This is a genomic window from Aerococcus viridans, assembly GCF_002083135.2.
Classification (GTDB): Bacteria; Bacillota; Bacilli; order Lactobacillales; family Aerococcaceae; genus Aerococcus; species Aerococcus viridans_C.
In genome coordinates this window covers 531,475-546,701 of the sequence record NZ_NBTM02000001.1, presented here as the reverse complement: position 1 = coordinate 546,701, position 15,227 = coordinate 531,475, and the positions used below count along the sequence as shown (strand labels likewise).

The 15,227-nt window shown below is 41.4% G+C and carries 16 protein-coding genes and 1 riboswitch; of the genes, 15 read left to right on the top strand and 1 reads right to left on the bottom strand.

The features are described from left to right. Nucleotides 1-62: 62 nt before the first annotated feature. The 14 genes from infA (at nucleotide 63) to fabV (ending at nucleotide 11,668) form a co-directional block, all read left to right on the top strand. A complete protein-coding gene (infA, locus tag A6J77_RS02760; protein WP_004262604.1) occupies nucleotides 63-281 on the top strand; it encodes a translation initiation factor IF-1 in 219 nt (72 codons plus the stop codon). A gap of 31 nt (nucleotides 282-312) precedes the next feature. Next, nucleotides 313-426 (top strand): 50S ribosomal protein L36, encoded by a 114-nt coding sequence (rpmJ, locus tag A6J77_RS02755; RefSeq protein ID WP_004262605.1) that lies wholly within the window; start codon nucleotides 313-315, stop codon nucleotides 424-426. Nucleotides 427-458: 32 nt separating this feature from the next. Further along, nucleotides 459-824, top strand: a complete 366-nt coding sequence (gene rpsM / locus A6J77_RS02750; protein WP_004262607.1) for a 30S ribosomal protein S13 — start codon at nucleotides 459-461, stop codon at nucleotides 822-824. A gap of 23 nt (nucleotides 825-847) precedes the next feature. Beyond that, nucleotides 848-1,237, top strand: coding sequence for a 30S ribosomal protein S11 (gene rpsK / locus A6J77_RS02745; RefSeq protein ID WP_004262610.1), 390 nt, complete (start codon nucleotides 848-850; stop codon nucleotides 1,235-1,237). Nucleotides 1,238-1,303: 66 nt separating this feature from the next. Beyond that, nucleotides 1,304-2,248, top strand: a complete 945-nt coding sequence (locus A6J77_RS02740; protein ID WP_004262612.1) for a DNA-directed RNA polymerase subunit alpha — start codon at nucleotides 1,304-1,306, stop codon at nucleotides 2,246-2,248. A 25-nt stretch (nucleotides 2,249-2,273) separates the two neighbouring features. Continuing rightward, nucleotides 2,274-2,654, top strand: a complete 381-nt coding sequence (rplQ, locus tag A6J77_RS02735; protein WP_004262615.1) for a 50S ribosomal protein L17 — start codon at nucleotides 2,274-2,276, stop codon at nucleotides 2,652-2,654. A gap of 420 nt (nucleotides 2,655-3,074) precedes the next feature. Beyond that, complete coding sequence (locus A6J77_RS02730; protein ID WP_227645106.1) at nucleotides 3,075-4,985, top strand: acyltransferase family protein; 1,911 nt, start codon at nucleotides 3,075-3,077, stop codon at nucleotides 4,983-4,985. A 115-nt stretch (nucleotides 4,986-5,100) separates the two neighbouring features. After that, nucleotides 5,101-5,277, top strand: coding sequence for a hypothetical protein (locus tag A6J77_RS09400; protein WP_227645105.1), 177 nt, complete (start codon nucleotides 5,101-5,103; stop codon nucleotides 5,275-5,277). A 354-nt stretch (nucleotides 5,278-5,631) separates the two neighbouring features. After that, nucleotides 5,632-5,757: riboswitch (FMN riboswitch) on the top strand. Nucleotides 5,758-5,878: 121 nt separating this feature from the next. Beyond that, nucleotides 5,879-6,721: an energy-coupling factor ABC transporter ATP-binding protein gene (locus A6J77_RS02720; protein ID WP_083068043.1), complete on the top strand. Its 843-nt coding sequence runs from the start codon at nucleotides 5,879-5,881 to the stop codon at nucleotides 6,719-6,721. Continuing rightward, nucleotides 6,697-7,626, top strand: a complete 930-nt coding sequence (locus A6J77_RS02715; protein ID WP_083070234.1) for an energy-coupling factor ABC transporter ATP-binding protein — start codon at nucleotides 6,697-6,699, stop codon at nucleotides 7,624-7,626. Before A6J77_RS02720 ends, A6J77_RS02715 begins: the two co-directional genes overlap by 25 nt. A gap of 3 nt (nucleotides 7,627-7,629) precedes the next feature. Next, nucleotides 7,630-8,418: an energy-coupling factor transporter transmembrane component T family protein gene (locus A6J77_RS02710; protein ID WP_083068041.1), complete on the top strand. Its 789-nt coding sequence runs from the start codon at nucleotides 7,630-7,632 to the stop codon at nucleotides 8,416-8,418. Between the two features lie 21 nt (nucleotides 8,419-8,439). After that, nucleotides 8,440-9,297, top strand: a complete 858-nt coding sequence (truA, locus tag A6J77_RS02705) for a tRNA pseudouridine(38-40) synthase TruA (RefSeq protein WP_083068038.1) — start codon at nucleotides 8,440-8,442, stop codon at nucleotides 9,295-9,297. Between the two features lie 158 nt (nucleotides 9,298-9,455). Continuing rightward, nucleotides 9,456-10,238: a type I 3-dehydroquinate dehydratase gene (aroD, locus tag A6J77_RS02700; protein ID WP_083068036.1), complete on the top strand. Its 783-nt coding sequence runs from the start codon at nucleotides 9,456-9,458 to the stop codon at nucleotides 10,236-10,238. A gap of 230 nt (nucleotides 10,239-10,468) precedes the next feature. After that, on the top strand, nucleotides 10,469-11,668 hold the full coding sequence (gene fabV / locus A6J77_RS02695; protein WP_083068034.1) for an enoyl-ACP reductase FabV: 1,200 nt from the start codon (nucleotides 10,469-10,471) through the stop codon (nucleotides 11,666-11,668). 124 nt (nucleotides 11,669-11,792) lie between these two features. Here the strand turns inward: fabV and A6J77_RS02690 are convergent, their stop codons facing one another. Further along, nucleotides 11,793-12,683: a fructose bisphosphate aldolase gene (locus A6J77_RS02690; protein ID WP_083070233.1), complete on the bottom strand. Its 891-nt coding sequence runs from the start codon at nucleotides 12,681-12,683 to the stop codon at nucleotides 11,793-11,795. A 199-nt stretch (nucleotides 12,684-12,882) separates the two neighbouring features. Between A6J77_RS02690 and pepF the strand changes: the two genes are divergently transcribed. Then, complete coding sequence (gene pepF / locus A6J77_RS02685) at nucleotides 12,883-14,694, top strand: oligoendopeptidase F (protein WP_083068032.1); 1,812 nt, start codon at nucleotides 12,883-12,885, stop codon at nucleotides 14,692-14,694. Nucleotides 14,695-15,227: the final 533 nt, after the last annotated feature.

Sequence of the window (15,227 nt, the reverse complement as noted above, 5' to 3'; positions counted from 1 at the left end):
GTATTTCTATCCTATAATCAATTAGTGATTAAACGAAACAACCACCATTAGGAGGAAAAACTTTGTCAAAAGAAGATATGATCGAAATTGAAGGTACTGTGACTGAAACATTACCTAATGCTATGTTTAAGGTCCAATTGGAAAATGGTTATGAAGTTTTAGCGCATATTTCAGGAAAAATGCGTGTAAACTACATTCGTATTTTGCCAGGCGACCGTGTAAAAGTTGAGATGTCTCCATATGACTTGACGAAAGGTCGTATCACCTACCGATTCAAGTAATGTAGAGATATATAATCGAGGAGGTATAACTGTGAAAGTAAGAGCATCTGTTAAACCAATGTGCGAACATTGTAAAGTTATTCGCCGTAACGGTAAAGTTATGGTTATTTGTTCTAATCCAAAACATAAACAACGCCAAGGCTAATTAAAGATAAATAAAAAGGAGGGTTTTCATATATGGCTCGTATAGCAGGAGTAGATATTCCACGTGAGAAACGTATCGTTATTGCCTTAACATACATCTATGGTATCGGTAAAACGACTTCTCAAAAAATCTTAGCGCAAGCTGAAATTTCAGAAGATACTCGTGTACGTGACTTAACTAACGATGAGTTAGATCGTTTACGTGCAGCAGTAGATACAATTAAAGTTGAAGGTGACTTACGTCGTGAACGTGCTTTAGACATCAAACGTCTACAAGAAATCGGTTCATACCGTGGTATCCGTCACCGTCGTGGTTTACCAGTTCGTGGTCAAAACACTAAGAACAACGCACGTACGCGTAAAGGTAAAGCTGTCGCAATTCAAGGTAAGAAAAAATAATCTAAAAGGAGGTTAATTACACTATGGCTAAACGTCCAGTTTCACGCAAACGTCGTGTGAAGAAAAATGTCGAAACAGGTGTGGCGCACATCCACTCTACATTTAACAATACTATCGTTATGATTACTGATGAGCATGGTAATGCAATTTCTTGGTCATCTGCAGGTGCTTTAGGATTTAAAGGTTCTCGTAAATCTACTCCTTATGCTGCACAAATGGCTTCAGAAACAGCTACAAAAGCTGCTATGGATCACGGTATGAAATCTGTTGAAGTTTCAGTAAAAGGTCCTGGTTCAGGTCGTGAATCAGCTATCCGTGCTTTACAAGCAGCAGGTTTAGAAGTTACTGCTATTCGCGATGTAACACCTATTCCTCATAATGGTTGCCGTCCTCCAAAACGTCGTCGTGTTTAATCGATTGATGAACTTGGATATGCGATGATACATTTTCTCACGTTTTGAAAGGGGTAATTTGTCGATATGATCGAAATTGAAAAGCCAAATATTGAGACAATTGAAATTAACGACGATAGTAAATTTGGTAAATTCGTTGTAGAACCATTAGAACGCGGCTATGGAACAACCCTAGGTAATTCATTACGTCGTATCTTGTTGTCCTCACTACCAGGTACAGCAGTTACATCAATCCAAATTGACGATGTTTTGCATGAATACTCAACAGTCCCAGGTGTACGTGAAGACGTTACTGAGATTGTGTTGAACGTAAAACAATTATCATTGAAATTGTATGACGTAGAGGAAAAACAAGTAGAAATTGACATCACAGGTCCAGCTGACGTAACAGCTGCTGATATTATTGCCGATGCTGATTTCGATGTTATGAATCCAGACTTACATATCTGTACGCTTGCAGAAGGCGCTCGTTTCCACATGATTATGAATGTTAAAAACGGTCGTGGTTTTGTTCGCTCAGAAAATAATAAAGTGGATTCAATGCCAATTGGCGAAATCCCAGTGGATTCTATCTACACGCCAATTTCCAAAGTAAACTATCAAGTTGAAAATACTCGTATCGGAGAAATCAACGAATACGATAAATTAACTATGGATATTTGGACTGATGGTACAATTTCACCCGAAGAAGCATTAAGCTTAGCGGCAAAAATCATGACAGAACACTTGGAAGTATTCGTTAACTTAACAGACGAAGCTCGTCAAGTTGAAGTTATGGTCGAAAAAGAAGAAACACAAAAAGAAAAAATGCTTGAAATGACTATTGAAGAACTAGACTTATCAGTTCGTTCATACAACTGTCTAAAACGTGCAGGCATCAATACTGTTGAAGAATTGACTAACAAGTCTGAACCAGAAATGATGAAAGTACGTAACTTAGGTCGTAAGTCTCTTGAAGAAGTTAAAAACAAGCTAGCTGCTCTTGACTTATCTTTACGTCAAGAAGATTAATAAATCATAAAGGAGGATACTGACAATGGGTTACCGTAAATTAGGTCGTACTAGCTCTCAACGTAAAGCTATGTTACGTGACTTAACTACTGATTTAATTATCAATGAACGTATTACTACAACAGAAACTCGTGCGAAAGAGATCCGTCGTACAGCTGAAAAAATGATTACTTTAGGTAAACGTGGAGATTTAGCTGCTCGTCGTCAAGCGAACCAATTCGTTCGTAACGAAATCGCCGATGTTCGCGCTGAAGGTGAAGACATCGTTATCGAGTCTGCTTTACAAAAATTATTCAACGATCTTGGTCCTCGTTACGCTGAACGTCAAGGTGGATACACTCGTATCTTAAAAACTGAACCTCGTCGTGGCGATGCTGCACCAATGGTTATTCTTGAATTAGTTTAATAAAAACTTTTAGTGATGTATAAAACGGAGTGTCATGATGTTGGTTATACCTAGTATGGCCGAGTCTAGCTCTATCTACTCCTAGCGTGATGAAGTTCGCTAGGAGTGGAATATATCCATTAGTCTTTTGAATAAATCAAGGCCAATTCATTTAAGTGAATAATTGGTTCGGCATATGTGTTGTTTTATCCAACAGGTGTTTGGTAGCATATATGCTTTTTTATTTTCTGAAGTGGTTGAGGCTAGGGCTCAACCACTTTTTTTGGTCTTTTGGGAGGCAGTTGTCGTAAGGACTTTGGGAAATCTCAAAATTGATGTTCTCATTTTCCCATACTATCGATATAATATATCTATTATAATTGCGTAAACTGTCTCAAGCATTGGCAATGGCGTGCTTGGCAATATAGAGAGGCGAGGGTAATGAAGAAAAACTACTTTACACAGTTTGATACAATTCGATTCTTAGCGATGCTGGGTATTATTTTATACCACTATCTAACTCACCGTGTTTCAGGTGGTTTCTTAGGGGTGGACATCTTTTTAGTCCTTTCAGGTTACCTAGTGACGAGTCAGATGGAAAGTAAATACCAAGCGGGCATTGATGAAGGATCCTATTTTAAGAAAACGTGGGGGCGTATGCGCAAGGTATGGTGGCCCATGGTCATTATTACCATGGTTGGCCTTACCTATCTACTCTTATTTAGACAGCAACTCCTAGTAAATATTGGGATTAACCTAACCACCTCCCTATTATTCGTGAATAACTGGCATCAGATTCTGTCTGGTTCGTCCTATTTCGCCAATATGTTACACCCATCCTTGACCACGCATTATTGGTATATAGCTGTTTACATGCAGTTTATGGTGATTTGGCCTTTATTCTTTAATGCTAGTCGACGTTATACTAAAACTAAATGGCAATCAGGATTGGTCATGCTTGGTGCCGCGCTTTTGTCAGGAATTTTGATGGCGATAATCTTCACACCTGGTGAAGACCCATCAAGAGTTTACTACGGCACGGATACTAGATTCTTCTCTATCGCTCTTGGTGGGGCTGCTGCCCAATTGTTGGATATGGACCAGCTGGCTACTTGGTTGAAGAATCGTATTGGTCGCTTTCACCACTTTATTGTTGATGTGGTGTTGTTAGGCTTATTGGCTATACTCACTTACGGGATGCTCCACATGCTTGATGCAGCGACATTCACCTACTATGGCGGAATGTTTGGCTTTAATTTATTAGCTGCCGTAATGATTGCCTTGTTAACTTATAAAGGCTCTTGGGTTGGTTTTCTATTGAAATTTAAACCCTTGCGGTGGTTAGGCCAACGTACATTCCATATGTATTTATGGTATTACCCAATCAATGTGCTGTTTCATATGGTACCAACCAGTCAGAATTGGTTTACCAACAGTATTTGGCCTCAAGTCATTTTAATCATCACCCTGTCTTGTTTATCTTATGCCTTGCTAGAGGAAAAAAGATGGCCGGTGCCAATTTTTAATGAAGTCCGAAATAATCAACCCGTCCGTCTATTTACCAAGGTACGTAACTTGTTTAAAGAGCCGGCACCCTGGTTGACCCGCATTTTATTCTTAATGTTTACCTTCATATTCCTTGGTGGTGCTAGTGCTGTTGCAATTTCTAAACCAGCAGATAATGTGACTGTAGAAGAGCAGCAAGCAGCTGAGCAGGCAAAAAAAATTGAAGAACTGAATAAACAAAGGGCTGAGCAAGAAAAACAAGCAGATGCGAGTCTTTCAACTTATAAAAAGAACTTAAGTGAGGCATCATTAGGATTTTACCAAGGTATTCCTGATGAGCAGGCTCGGTTTGCGTATCAGCTATCTGTGACTTTCATCGGTGATTCCTTAATGGTGGGCGAATCAGAAGGTTTGTATACCTTGTATCCTAATGCTATTGTTGACGCTGCGGTTGGTCGTCAGTTATATACCTTAATTGGCTATCCAGCTAGCTTGGCCGCGCAAGGTATGCTAGAAGATGTCGTTTTGGTTGACCTCGGTGCGAATGGTGGCTTTACATCAGCACAACTAAGTGATTTCTTAGATGAGATTGGTCGAGAGAAAACGATTTTCCTAGTGAATACGCATGTTGATCGACCTTGGGCAAATGATGTAAATAAAACTTTAGCTCAGGCAGCTAGTGACGATAGTGATTCAGTCTACCTACTGGATTGGTATGATTATTATGCGAACCATGCTGAGGCGCCTACTTGGCTAAGTCAGGATGGGGTACACTTTAATCCTGAAGGTGGGCAAGTTTGGTTACAATTTGTGACAAATGGCATGTATCAAGTCTTGAAAAAATAATATTGAATTGAAAGGCAATTGCAAGATTTATATGCAATTGCCTTTTTTGCTAGGAGTATTAGGGGTATAATGCCCCATAATAGAGCATAACCAAGAGGACGGAGGCAATGCGCATATGGCTGAGGATAAATTGTTATACACAACACGAGTGCATAATGACCAAGGACTTAAAGGAACGGCTTGGGTTGAAGGGGAAAAGGAGTTTCGAGTGGCGACTTCAAGCCCATTGAAACCACAAGAAGCGGGCACAAACCCCGAGCAATTGATTGCCTTATCTTGGACCATTGCTTGAATGCGACAATAGAAATGGCCTTAAAACGTCATGGTATCAAAAATGTAGCTAGTGAAGTGGCTATTCAGGTAGATTATAGATTAAATCAGGAAACATCTATTACATATTTCGGGTTTAAGGTGGATATATATAGACTTAGCTCGAAATGAAGCGGATGAAATTATTTATGAAGCAGAAAGCCGGTGTCCGGTATCGCAAATTATTGGTAATTACCAGCATGTTGAACTAGTCGTTCATGCTAAAGGTGAGTGATGTATTGGGTGACATTTAATTGGGCTATAATAGGTGTCTTGACATCTAATGATTGCTTTTAATGGGGGATTTTAGTAGACTAAACTAAGTAAAGAACAAATGAAATGTCTTCAGGGCAGGGTGCGAGTCCCGACCGGCGGTAGAGTCCGCGAATTACCAGGTGTATTAGGTGATTGAACTAGTGGAATTCTAGTACCGACTGTTACAGTCAGGATGGAAGAAGCGTATAGCAGGATGAACGAGACGGCGATGCAAGTGGCTAGCTGGGCTTCGGCTTCTTTGACAAACTCTTCCAAGTAACGTTGGAGGAGTTTTTTTCTTAAATATATAAAGTGAGCGAGGGAACAAGATGGCGAAACCGATTATTCAGGTTCAGGATTTGTCTTTTCAATATAGTCAATCAGATGAGAAATTAGCTATAGATGGCCTATCAACGACTATCTACGAAGGTGAATGGCTAGCGATTATTGGTCATAATGGGTCAGGGAAATCGACCTTTTCAAAATTATTAGTGGGTTTACTAGAAGCCAAGTCAGGAATCATTGAGGTGGACGATAAGGTCCTTTCTATGGAAACCTTATGGGATATCCGTAGCCAAGTAGGCTTAGTCTTTCAAAATCCAGACAACCAATTTGTTGGCGCAACTGTTGAAGATGATGTGGCTTTTGCCTTGGAAAATATGGGCATGCCGGTTGATGAGATGCATGCGCGGGTGGAGTCTGCCCTAAAACGAGTTAAAATGTGGGACTACCGTGACAAGGAACCTGCAGCCTTATCTGGCGGTCAAAAGCAACGGGTTGCCATTGCGGGCGTGATTGCTATAGCACCAAAGATTATTATTCTCGATGAATCGACTTCAATGTTAGATCCTGAAGGGCGGGACGAGTTGATGGCCGTTGTGGCGGATATCAAACAAGATAATGACTTGACTGTTATCTCAATTACCCATGACTTAAATGAGGCGGCAGAAGCTGACCGTATGCTTGTTTTTAAAGAGGGGCAAATTATTAAAGAGGGGACGCCAGCTGAAATCTTTACTTATGGTCATGAGTTGACTGAAGTTGGGTTGGATGTGCCTTTTTCCGAGCAACTAAAAAGTGCCCTAGCAAAACGTGGGGTTGCTGTGCCGGATGCGTATTTTGATGAAGAAGGGTTGGGTGAATGGTTATGCAAATCGTATTTGAACAAGTAGGCTTTACTTACGGGGCTGGGACACCGTTTGCCAGTTTAGCCTTGCATGATATTAACGTAACGATTCCTGACGGGTCATATACGGCGATTATTGGCCATACAGGGTCAGGGAAGTCTACCATTACCCAACACCTTAACGCCTTGGTACAACCCACTGTGGGCCAAGTACGGATTGGTGAGGCGGTGGTGTCAGCTGACGCTAAACCAAAAGACTTGAAGAAAATCCGTCAACGAGTAGGGATGGTCTTTCAATTTCCTGAAGGACAACTATTTGAAGAAACTGTCATTAAAGATGTTATGTTCGGGCCCATGAACTTTGGCGACGATGAAGCAACGGCCCGCGAGAAAGCTGAAGCGGCTTTAGCTGCAGTTGGGATTGCTCCGACTTTATTTGAGCGGTCACCTTTTGAGTTATCTGGTGGGCAAATGCGCCGGGTAGCTATTGCTGGGGTAATTGCCATGAAACCGGAAGTACTGGTTTTAGATGAACCAACTGCTGGATTGGATCCAAAAGGTCGGATGGAAATGATGTCTATGTTCGACCGCTTGTACCGAGACCAAGGGTTGACGATTGTTTTAGTGACCCATCAAATGGAAGATGTGGCGGCTTATGCCAACCACGTGATTGTGATGGATGGTGGGACTTGTGTGAAAGAAGGGACGCCAGCTGACGTCTTTTCGGACCCAGCTTGGTTAGCCAGCCACCAATTGGCTTTACCGGACGCAGCTGATTTTGCCTTTAATTTACAAGACAAATTAGACCGCCAGTTATGGGATTCAGCGACTGAAGTGCCATTAACGGTGGATGCTTTAGCTGACTTAATTGTTGATAAATTGGCTTTAGCGACGTGGCAAAATGACGATGACAAGTTAAGCGGATTTATTACAGGGGAAGGGGGCCAATGATAGATGAAAGATAAATTGATTATTGGTCGGTACATTCCCGGTAATTCCTTGATGCACAAACTGGACCCAAGGGTGAAATTGGTGGGCTTGATTGTCATGATGCTATTGGTGTTTGCGGCAACTAATGTCACGACCAATATCGTCATGATTGCAGTAGTTACGAGTTTGGTCTTTTTAACTGGGATTTCTTTAGGGATATTTTTACGTGGTTTGAAACCCATGATAGCTATTATTATTTTTACGGTAGCCCTACAAATCCTCTTTACGCATACCGGGGACGTTCTGTGGTCATTTGGCCCACTAGCCTTAACAACTGGTGGCTTGTCTAATGCAACCTATATTTTTATCCGCTTCCTATTGATTATTTTCCTATCGACGATTTTGACTTTGACCACTCAACCCCTGGCTATTACCGATGCTATGGAAGCCTTGTTGAAGCCTGTCCGCAATATTTTACCAGTCCATGAGATCGCCTTGATGCTATCGATTGCCTTACGCTTTGTGCCAACCTTACTAGAAGAGGCAGATAAAATTATGAATGCACAGCGGGCACGTGGTGTGGACTTTTCAGAAGGGCGTATCCTTGAGCGGGTGAAAGCCTTTATTCCGGTTCTCATTCCCTTGTTCATTTCAGCCTTTAACCGGGCTTATGACCTAGCCACTGCCATGGAAGCGCGTGGTTACAAGGGTGGTGAAGGCCGGACCAAGTACCGTCAATTGCATTGGGGTAAGATGGATACCCTTGCCAGTATCGGTCTTGCTGTTTTGACCATTGTCATGATTATCTTATAGCCACTAGAAGGAGGGCGCATTTTGCCTAGATTTAAAGTAACCTTGCAATACGACGGGACCCCCTTTGTCGGCTTTCAAGTACAACCAAATGGCCACACTGTACAAGAAGCCCTTGAAAAAGCCTTAAAGCTCATGTCAAAAGGCCATGATATTCAAGTGGTTGGGTCAGGCCGGACTGATTCAGGTGTACATGCCCTTGGCCAAGTCATTCATTTTGACTATCCAGCGGAAATTGGTGAGGAAGCGGTCTTAAGGGCAATGAATTCAATCCTTGATGATGCTATTCGTATTACTAAGGTAGAACGGGTGGAAGATGATTTCCATGCCCGGTTCCATACTAACGGTAAGAAGTATATTTACAAGGTAGATACGTCCAAATTTCCGTCACCATTTACTAGACAATATATGTACCACCATCCCTACCGAACGGATATTAAGCGTATGCAGGAGGCCTTAAAGGACATTATCGGCGTTCATGATTTTAAGTCCTTTTGTTCGACTAAAACGGATAAAACCAACTTTGTCCGAGAAATTTACCGGGCCGAAGTGACGGCTGACCCGGATGAAGAAACCTTGACCTTTGTCTTTGAAGGATCAGGATTCTTGTACAATATGGTCCGGATTTTGGTGGGCACAACGCTTCAAATTGGGGACGGGTTAAGACCAGTTGATGAGATGAAACGGTTAATCGCAGCCGAAGACCGGAATGAAGCAGGACCCACAGCAGCCGCACATGGCTTATATTTAGCGGAGGTTTATTACTTAGGACTAGAAGACCGCCGGCAGGTTTCCAAGGCTTATAGCGACTATAAAGCTGGTTTAGGGACTCCTGTGGATGCAAGTGTGGGCTTAGATGCAAATTCAGATGAAGACTTTTAGAGACGGTCGACAAATTTGATAATGATATTAATAAGAATAAGTTCTTCAATCTTTGGTCACAAATTTTATATAGCTTAAAAGGCAAAAACTCGATACAATATACATATCAAATGGTATCGAGTTTTTTTATTTTGCCTTGATGTCAGAAGGAGTCCAACATGAAGAGTGTAAAAATTGCTTCCTTGAAGTTCGGGGAGGATAGACCAAAAATTATTATTCCCTTAGCCGAGGATAATGCGGTAGATATTATCAACTGTGCCAATTTCTACCGCCGTCAACCAGGCGATATGGTGGAATGGCGGATTGATTACTTTGACGATTTCGACGAGCTGGAAGAGTTGGCTGAATTGAGTAAACGGGTGAAAACCTCTATTCAAAAACCCTTACTTGCCACCTTTAGAACCTTGAGCGAAGGCGGGGAGTCAGCTATTGGCAAGAGCCAGTATGTTGAAATGTATCGGTATTTAATCCAAGCTAAGGCTGTCGACGCTATTGATATCGAGTTTGAGCGCGGCCAGGACATCTTAGACAACCTGATTCCTTTCGCTCACAAACACCAAGTCAAAGTCATCGTTTCCTACCATGATTTTGTGAAAACCCCGTTGGAAAATGATATGGTCAAACGTCTACAAAAGATGGGTCAGTCAGAGGCGGATATTGTGAAAATGGCCGTCATGCCCCACGATGAAGCGGATGTATTGGCTTTGATGAGTGCGACCCACCAAGCGTCCACATTAATCGACCAACCCTTGATTACCATGTCGATGGGCCGTTTAGGTAAGATTACCCGAATTGCCGGGGAAATCTTCAAATCATCGGCTAGCTTTGCCACTGTAGAAGGGATGTCGTCTGCCCCTGGGCAAATGGACGTTGAAGATGTGGAAGAGTGCATGAACTTGTTGAATTTACGTGTAGATGACCTGGATGATGACGATTTCTAGGATAATTTGTCTCTAGGGGTGGAGAACGGCCATTAAGTAAGGAAAATGCGCATATGACAAGAGAGGATTGTAGGGTAAAACCGCAGTCCTTTTTGCTTTCAAAAAAATTTTCATTAAAGCTTTGATTTTTGATATAATCATGTAAAACTTTACTACTAGTTTCCTTAACTATATAATGTAAAGATGAATTATCAAAAAATTGAGAAATTAGTAAATATTAGGAGACTTATATGACTTTAGAATTTAAGGCAAAAATGCGTGGAAATGTCCTTGTTGGTGTGAATCCGATGGGGTTGAAGCAAGAAGTAAACAATCAAATTCAATATGTAAAAAACCAAGGGACCTTTGAAGGGCCAAAGAAAGTTTTAGTATTAGGCGGCTCATCTTCTTATGGATTGGCTAGTCGGATTAACCTAGCTTTTGGTGCGGGGGCAGATACGATTTCAGTTTCCCATGGTGGGGGACCACGATCTGAGAAAAACCTTGGTAAGCCAGGTTGGTATAACAATATCTTTTTCCGGCAAGCAGCGGAAGCTGAAGGGTTAATCGCCAAAAATATCATGGCAGATGCCTTCTCTAACGAAGCGAAGGACCAAGTGATTGACTTCATCAAGAATGAATTCGGCGGAAAAGTGGACTTTGTGGTCTACTCATTGGCTTCAGGACGCCGTACAGACCCAAATACCGGGGAAACTTACAATTCAGTGATCAAATCAATTGGTCAAGAGGTTGTGGGACCAAACGTCAACCTACAAAAAGAAACTTTCTTTGAACAGGTGCTTGAACCTGCAACTGAGCAAGAAATCGCAAATACTGTGAAAGTAATGGGCGGTGAGGACTGGCGGATGTGGATGAATGCCTTACAGGAAGCGGACGCGCTAGCTGAAGGCGTTGAGACCGTTGTTTATTCTTATTTAGGGGCTGAATTAAACGAGTCATACTACGATAAGGGAACTTTGGGTCGCGCTAAAGCGGACTGTGATAAGGCTGCAGCTTTAATTAATGAAGATTTAAAAGACATCAACGGAAAAGCGACTGTCGTTGTAGCAACAGCAGTGACGACAAAAGCATCATCAGTTATTCCATTCTTCCCAGTTTATTGTCTAGGGTTGTATAAGGTAATGGAAACACGCGGCCAACATGAAACACCAATTATGCATATCGACCGGATTTTCCGTGACATGTTGTTTGGTGATAAGCCAGAGTTTGATGAAGAGGGCCGTTTACGCCCAGATTCATGGGAATTAGACCCAGAAGTGCAAGCTGAAGCCAAAACCTTGATTGAACAAATCAACCAAGATAACTTCAATACAGACTTCACAGCTTGGGATACCTTCATGAAAGAGTTCTTGAATTTAAACGGCTTTGAAGTGGATGGTTATGAAGAAACACCGGTTACTTACGAGGAATTGGCTAGCCTAGAGCCATAATAATAGCATAGTTAGATAGGACACGGTGAGTTGATAAGAAGTTCAACTTATCGTGTTGTTTACAGAAAAAGCTCAGAGGCCGTTTCATTCCTCTGAGCTTTCTTTATTTTATTTACTGCTTTTTTTATTTTTTGTTTACAGATGCGTCGTAAATGGTGTCGATAGCCTTTTCTAATAATTCGTTAAACTCATCATCTGCTTGGCTTGCTCGTAAATCGGACGCGAGGGCACGTGAGAACGACGCAATCATGTCGTGGTTTTCCGCTAATAGTTCATTGGCTTCTTCACGGGTATAACCACCTGATAAGGCCACTACACGAACAACGTTAGGGTGGCTGGCTAGTTCACGGTAAGTATCTGGTACTGTAGGGATTGTCAGCTTCAACATGACTAAGTCATTTTCCCCTAATTGATCTAAGTGTAATCTAATTTCTTCAGCTAATAATTCTTCGATGGCTGATTTGTCTTCTGCCTTGATATTCACTTCAGGTTCAATAATCGGTACTAAACCTGCATCAATAACCTGTTTAGCGACTTCAAACTGTTGGTCGACAACTTCTTTGATGCCTACAGGGTTGAAGGCTAGGATATTTGACCGTTCTTTGGTACCGAAAATACCGCGGTCATTTGCACGTGCTAATAGGTCGTCAAGGTCTGGCATATCTTTCATCAATTGTACGCCATTGGCTTCTTCGGCAAGTCCTTTATCGATTTTAAGGAAGGGTACGATCCCTTTGTCAGCTAAGTATTCTGCGGTGTATTTGCCGTCTACTTGGCGGTCCATGGTATTTTCAAATAAGATAGCAGCTAGAATTTTATCGCTAGTAAAAGCTTTACTGGTCATGATTCGCGTCCGCATTTCATGGACTTTCGCAAACATTTCGTCTTCATTGCTGTAGGTATCTTCGGCTACACCATAGGCTAATAGGGCTTTTGGTGTTGAACCACCTGATTGGTCTAGGGCAGCGATAAATCCAGGGGCATTTGACATGCGTTCTAATTGTGCTTGATTAATTGACATATTGAAAATTCCTCCTTAAAAATTAGCGGTGGTATTATTTCGTCACTTATTATTATGAACCTAATATTTTAAAAATTCAAAGAAAGACACTTATGAAGTAGGATAGCCAACCTATTTCTGGTAAGTTTTGGGGTTTTAGTGGTAAACTTATTTAAGAAAATTACCATTAAGCTAGGAAAGAAGGATATGCCGGATGACAACAGAGAATACATTCCCAACCCGCGACCAAGTAGATGTAGCAACCACTTGGGACCTCAGCCAAATTTTTGAAGATGAAGCAACTTTTGAATCGAAATTAGCTGAATTTAAAGATCTAGGACAAGCTTTCAAGGAAAAATATGAAGGCAAATTAAGTGACGCGAGTGATATTGCTAATGCAGTTTTAGCGGCTTCTGACGTGCAAGTTTTAGGGTCACAATTGATGCACTATACCTTTTTAGCGGTTGAAGCCGACCGTACAAATTCACAAGCAGCATTGAAATTACATAAGGTATCGGCAGCGAGCAAAAATGTTCAAGAAGCGATGCTATTTTTCCAAAATGCATTACTAGAAAAATCAGCAACTGAACTGGAAAAAGTAAAGGCCATTGCTCCAGAAACAGCAGATTATATTGCTGAAGTTGAACGTCAACAAGCGATATATCTGGGTGCTAAAGTGGAAGATGTACTATTCCAATTCGAACAAGCACATGATCAAAATTATGAAGTGTATAACAACGCTAAATTAGCCGATTTAACTTTTCCTGATTTTGAAGTAGATGGTACTACTTACCCTTTAAGCTTTGTTTTATATGAAGATAAATATATGTTTGAAGAGGATACAGCCGTTCGTCGGGCAGCCTTTGATGCTTTCTCAAAAGAATTGGCAAAATACCAAAATACCTTTGCAACAACTTATTATGGCCACGTCTTGCAGGAAAAAGCTCAAGCTAACATCCGTGGCTACGAGTCAGTAATTGACTACCTACTCTTTAGTCAAGACGTTGACCGGGACCTTTATGACCGCCAAATCAATGTGATTATGGAGAAATTAGCGCCCGTTATGCGTAAATATATCAACCACGTTAAAGAAGTACGTGGCTTAGATAAAATGACTTACGCTGACTTAAAAATTAGTTTAGATCCAACTTTTTCAAAACCCGTTTCTTTTGAAGAATCAGAAGCCTACGTGAAAGAAGCTACAGCTATTATGGGTGAGGACTACTTCAAGGAAATTGCCCCAGCCTATACAAACCGCTGGGTAGATTACGCTCAAAATATTGGTAAATCAACTGGTGGATTTGCGACCATCGCTCCTGGTGTTCATCCATATATCTTAATGAGCTGGACAGAACAATTGTCTGATGTCTACACCTTAATCCATGAGTTAGGGCATGCAGGGCAAATGAGCCGGGCAGAAGCCAACAACTTGTTTATTTCAAGTGAACCCAGCTTGTATGTGATTGAAGCGCCGTCAACTTTTAATGAGTTACTATTAACTGGCTACTTACAAGCCAATGGTGAAGACGACCGTACCCAACGCTTTGCCTTAGCCAATATGCTAACCAATACATACTTCCATAATTTCATTACACACTTGTTAGAAGCAGCCTACCAACGTGAAGTTTACCGACTAATTGACCGCGGGGAAGCCTTCACAGCTGAAACCCTTTCAGACTTGAAAAAAGGGGTATTAGAAGCTTTCTGGGGTGATGCTGTAGAGATTAATCCGGGTGCTGAATTAACTTGGATGCGTCAACCACATTACTACATGGGGCTTTACTCATACACGTACTCAGCAGGTTTAACCATTGCAACCCAAGCCTTCTTGAATATCCGTTCAGGTGAAGATAAGCAAGCGGTTGACAATTGGATCAACTTCTTGAAATTAGGGCGTATTAACCCTGTTGATGCAGCCAAGGTTGCGGGTGTGGATATTACGACTGCACAACCTTTAGAAAATACAATTGACTTCTTAAATGAAACGGTAGATGCGATTATTGATTACTCAGCGAAACTGGCTTAGTTTGGGCCGGATGGTGAGCCGAGTAAGTAGCGGAAAGTTTGGTGACTAGATGATTTGGGTATTTTTTGTAGCAGCTTTTTTGCTACTAATAACCAGTAACTATATGTATAGAAAAGAGCAGAAGCGTATCTACATCGTCTTCGGTGTCCTCGCGGTTGTGCTATTAATCTTCTTTATGGCTTTCTTTGTACTTTACAATATGCAAGGGGCTTAAAGCTTGAATTGCTATCTAAGTAGAATCCTATTTTTTGGATTCTACTTTTTTATTTATCACAAAAATCTGTAGACTTTTGCTTTCTCTATCATTGCCGTAAAAGCAGAGGGACCGTTCCCAGCCATGGTCTATGAACTTGCATGACGATTCAGACTGTAAGGGGGTTATCCCGAACATTCCGATATGAGTCAGTCATCCTAGATTCACTGCTAAGGCATGCTAGGAAAGCTTTCGCCTCGGTTAATACATATTAAATTAAGCTAGTCCAAATTATTTATGCGTCAGCATGTGAATATTTATGCCCTTAATAGGCGAGGGC

Excerpts from the sequence above, each read along its gene's own strand:
- pepF (WP_083068032.1), top strand. The coding sequence starts at position 12,883 with ATGACAACAGAGAATACATTCCCAACCCGCGACCAAGTAGATGTAGCA.
- A6J77_RS02730 (WP_227645106.1), top strand. The coding sequence starts at position 3,075 with ATGAAGAAAAACTACTTTACACAGTTTGATACAATTCGATTCTTAGCG.
- rpsK (WP_004262610.1), top strand. The coding sequence starts at position 848 with ATGGCTAAACGTCCAGTTTCACGCAAACGTCGTGTGAAGAAAAATGTC.
- rplQ (WP_004262615.1), top strand. The coding sequence starts at position 2,274 with ATGGGTTACCGTAAATTAGGTCGTACTAGCTCTCAACGTAAAGCTATG.
- A6J77_RS02740 (WP_004262612.1), top strand. The coding sequence starts at position 1,304 with ATGATCGAAATTGAAAAGCCAAATATTGAGACAATTGAAATTAACGAC.
- A6J77_RS02715 (WP_083070234.1), top strand. The coding sequence starts at position 6,697 with ATGCAAATCGTATTTGAACAAGTAGGCTTTACTTACGGGGCTGGGACA.
- aroD (WP_083068036.1), top strand. The coding sequence starts at position 9,456 with ATGAAGAGTGTAAAAATTGCTTCCTTGAAGTTCGGGGAGGATAGACCA.
- A6J77_RS09400 (WP_227645105.1), top strand. The coding sequence starts at position 5,101 with ATGGCTGAGGATAAATTGTTATACACAACACGAGTGCATAATGACCAA.
- A6J77_RS02710 (WP_083068041.1), top strand. The coding sequence starts at position 7,630 with ATGAAAGATAAATTGATTATTGGTCGGTACATTCCCGGTAATTCCTTG.
- fabV (WP_083068034.1), top strand. The coding sequence starts at position 10,469 with ATGACTTTAGAATTTAAGGCAAAAATGCGTGGAAATGTCCTTGTTGGT.
- A6J77_RS02720 (WP_083068043.1), top strand. The coding sequence starts at position 5,879 with ATGGCGAAACCGATTATTCAGGTTCAGGATTTGTCTTTTCAATATAGT.
- rpsM (WP_004262607.1), top strand. The coding sequence starts at position 459 with ATGGCTCGTATAGCAGGAGTAGATATTCCACGTGAGAAACGTATCGTT.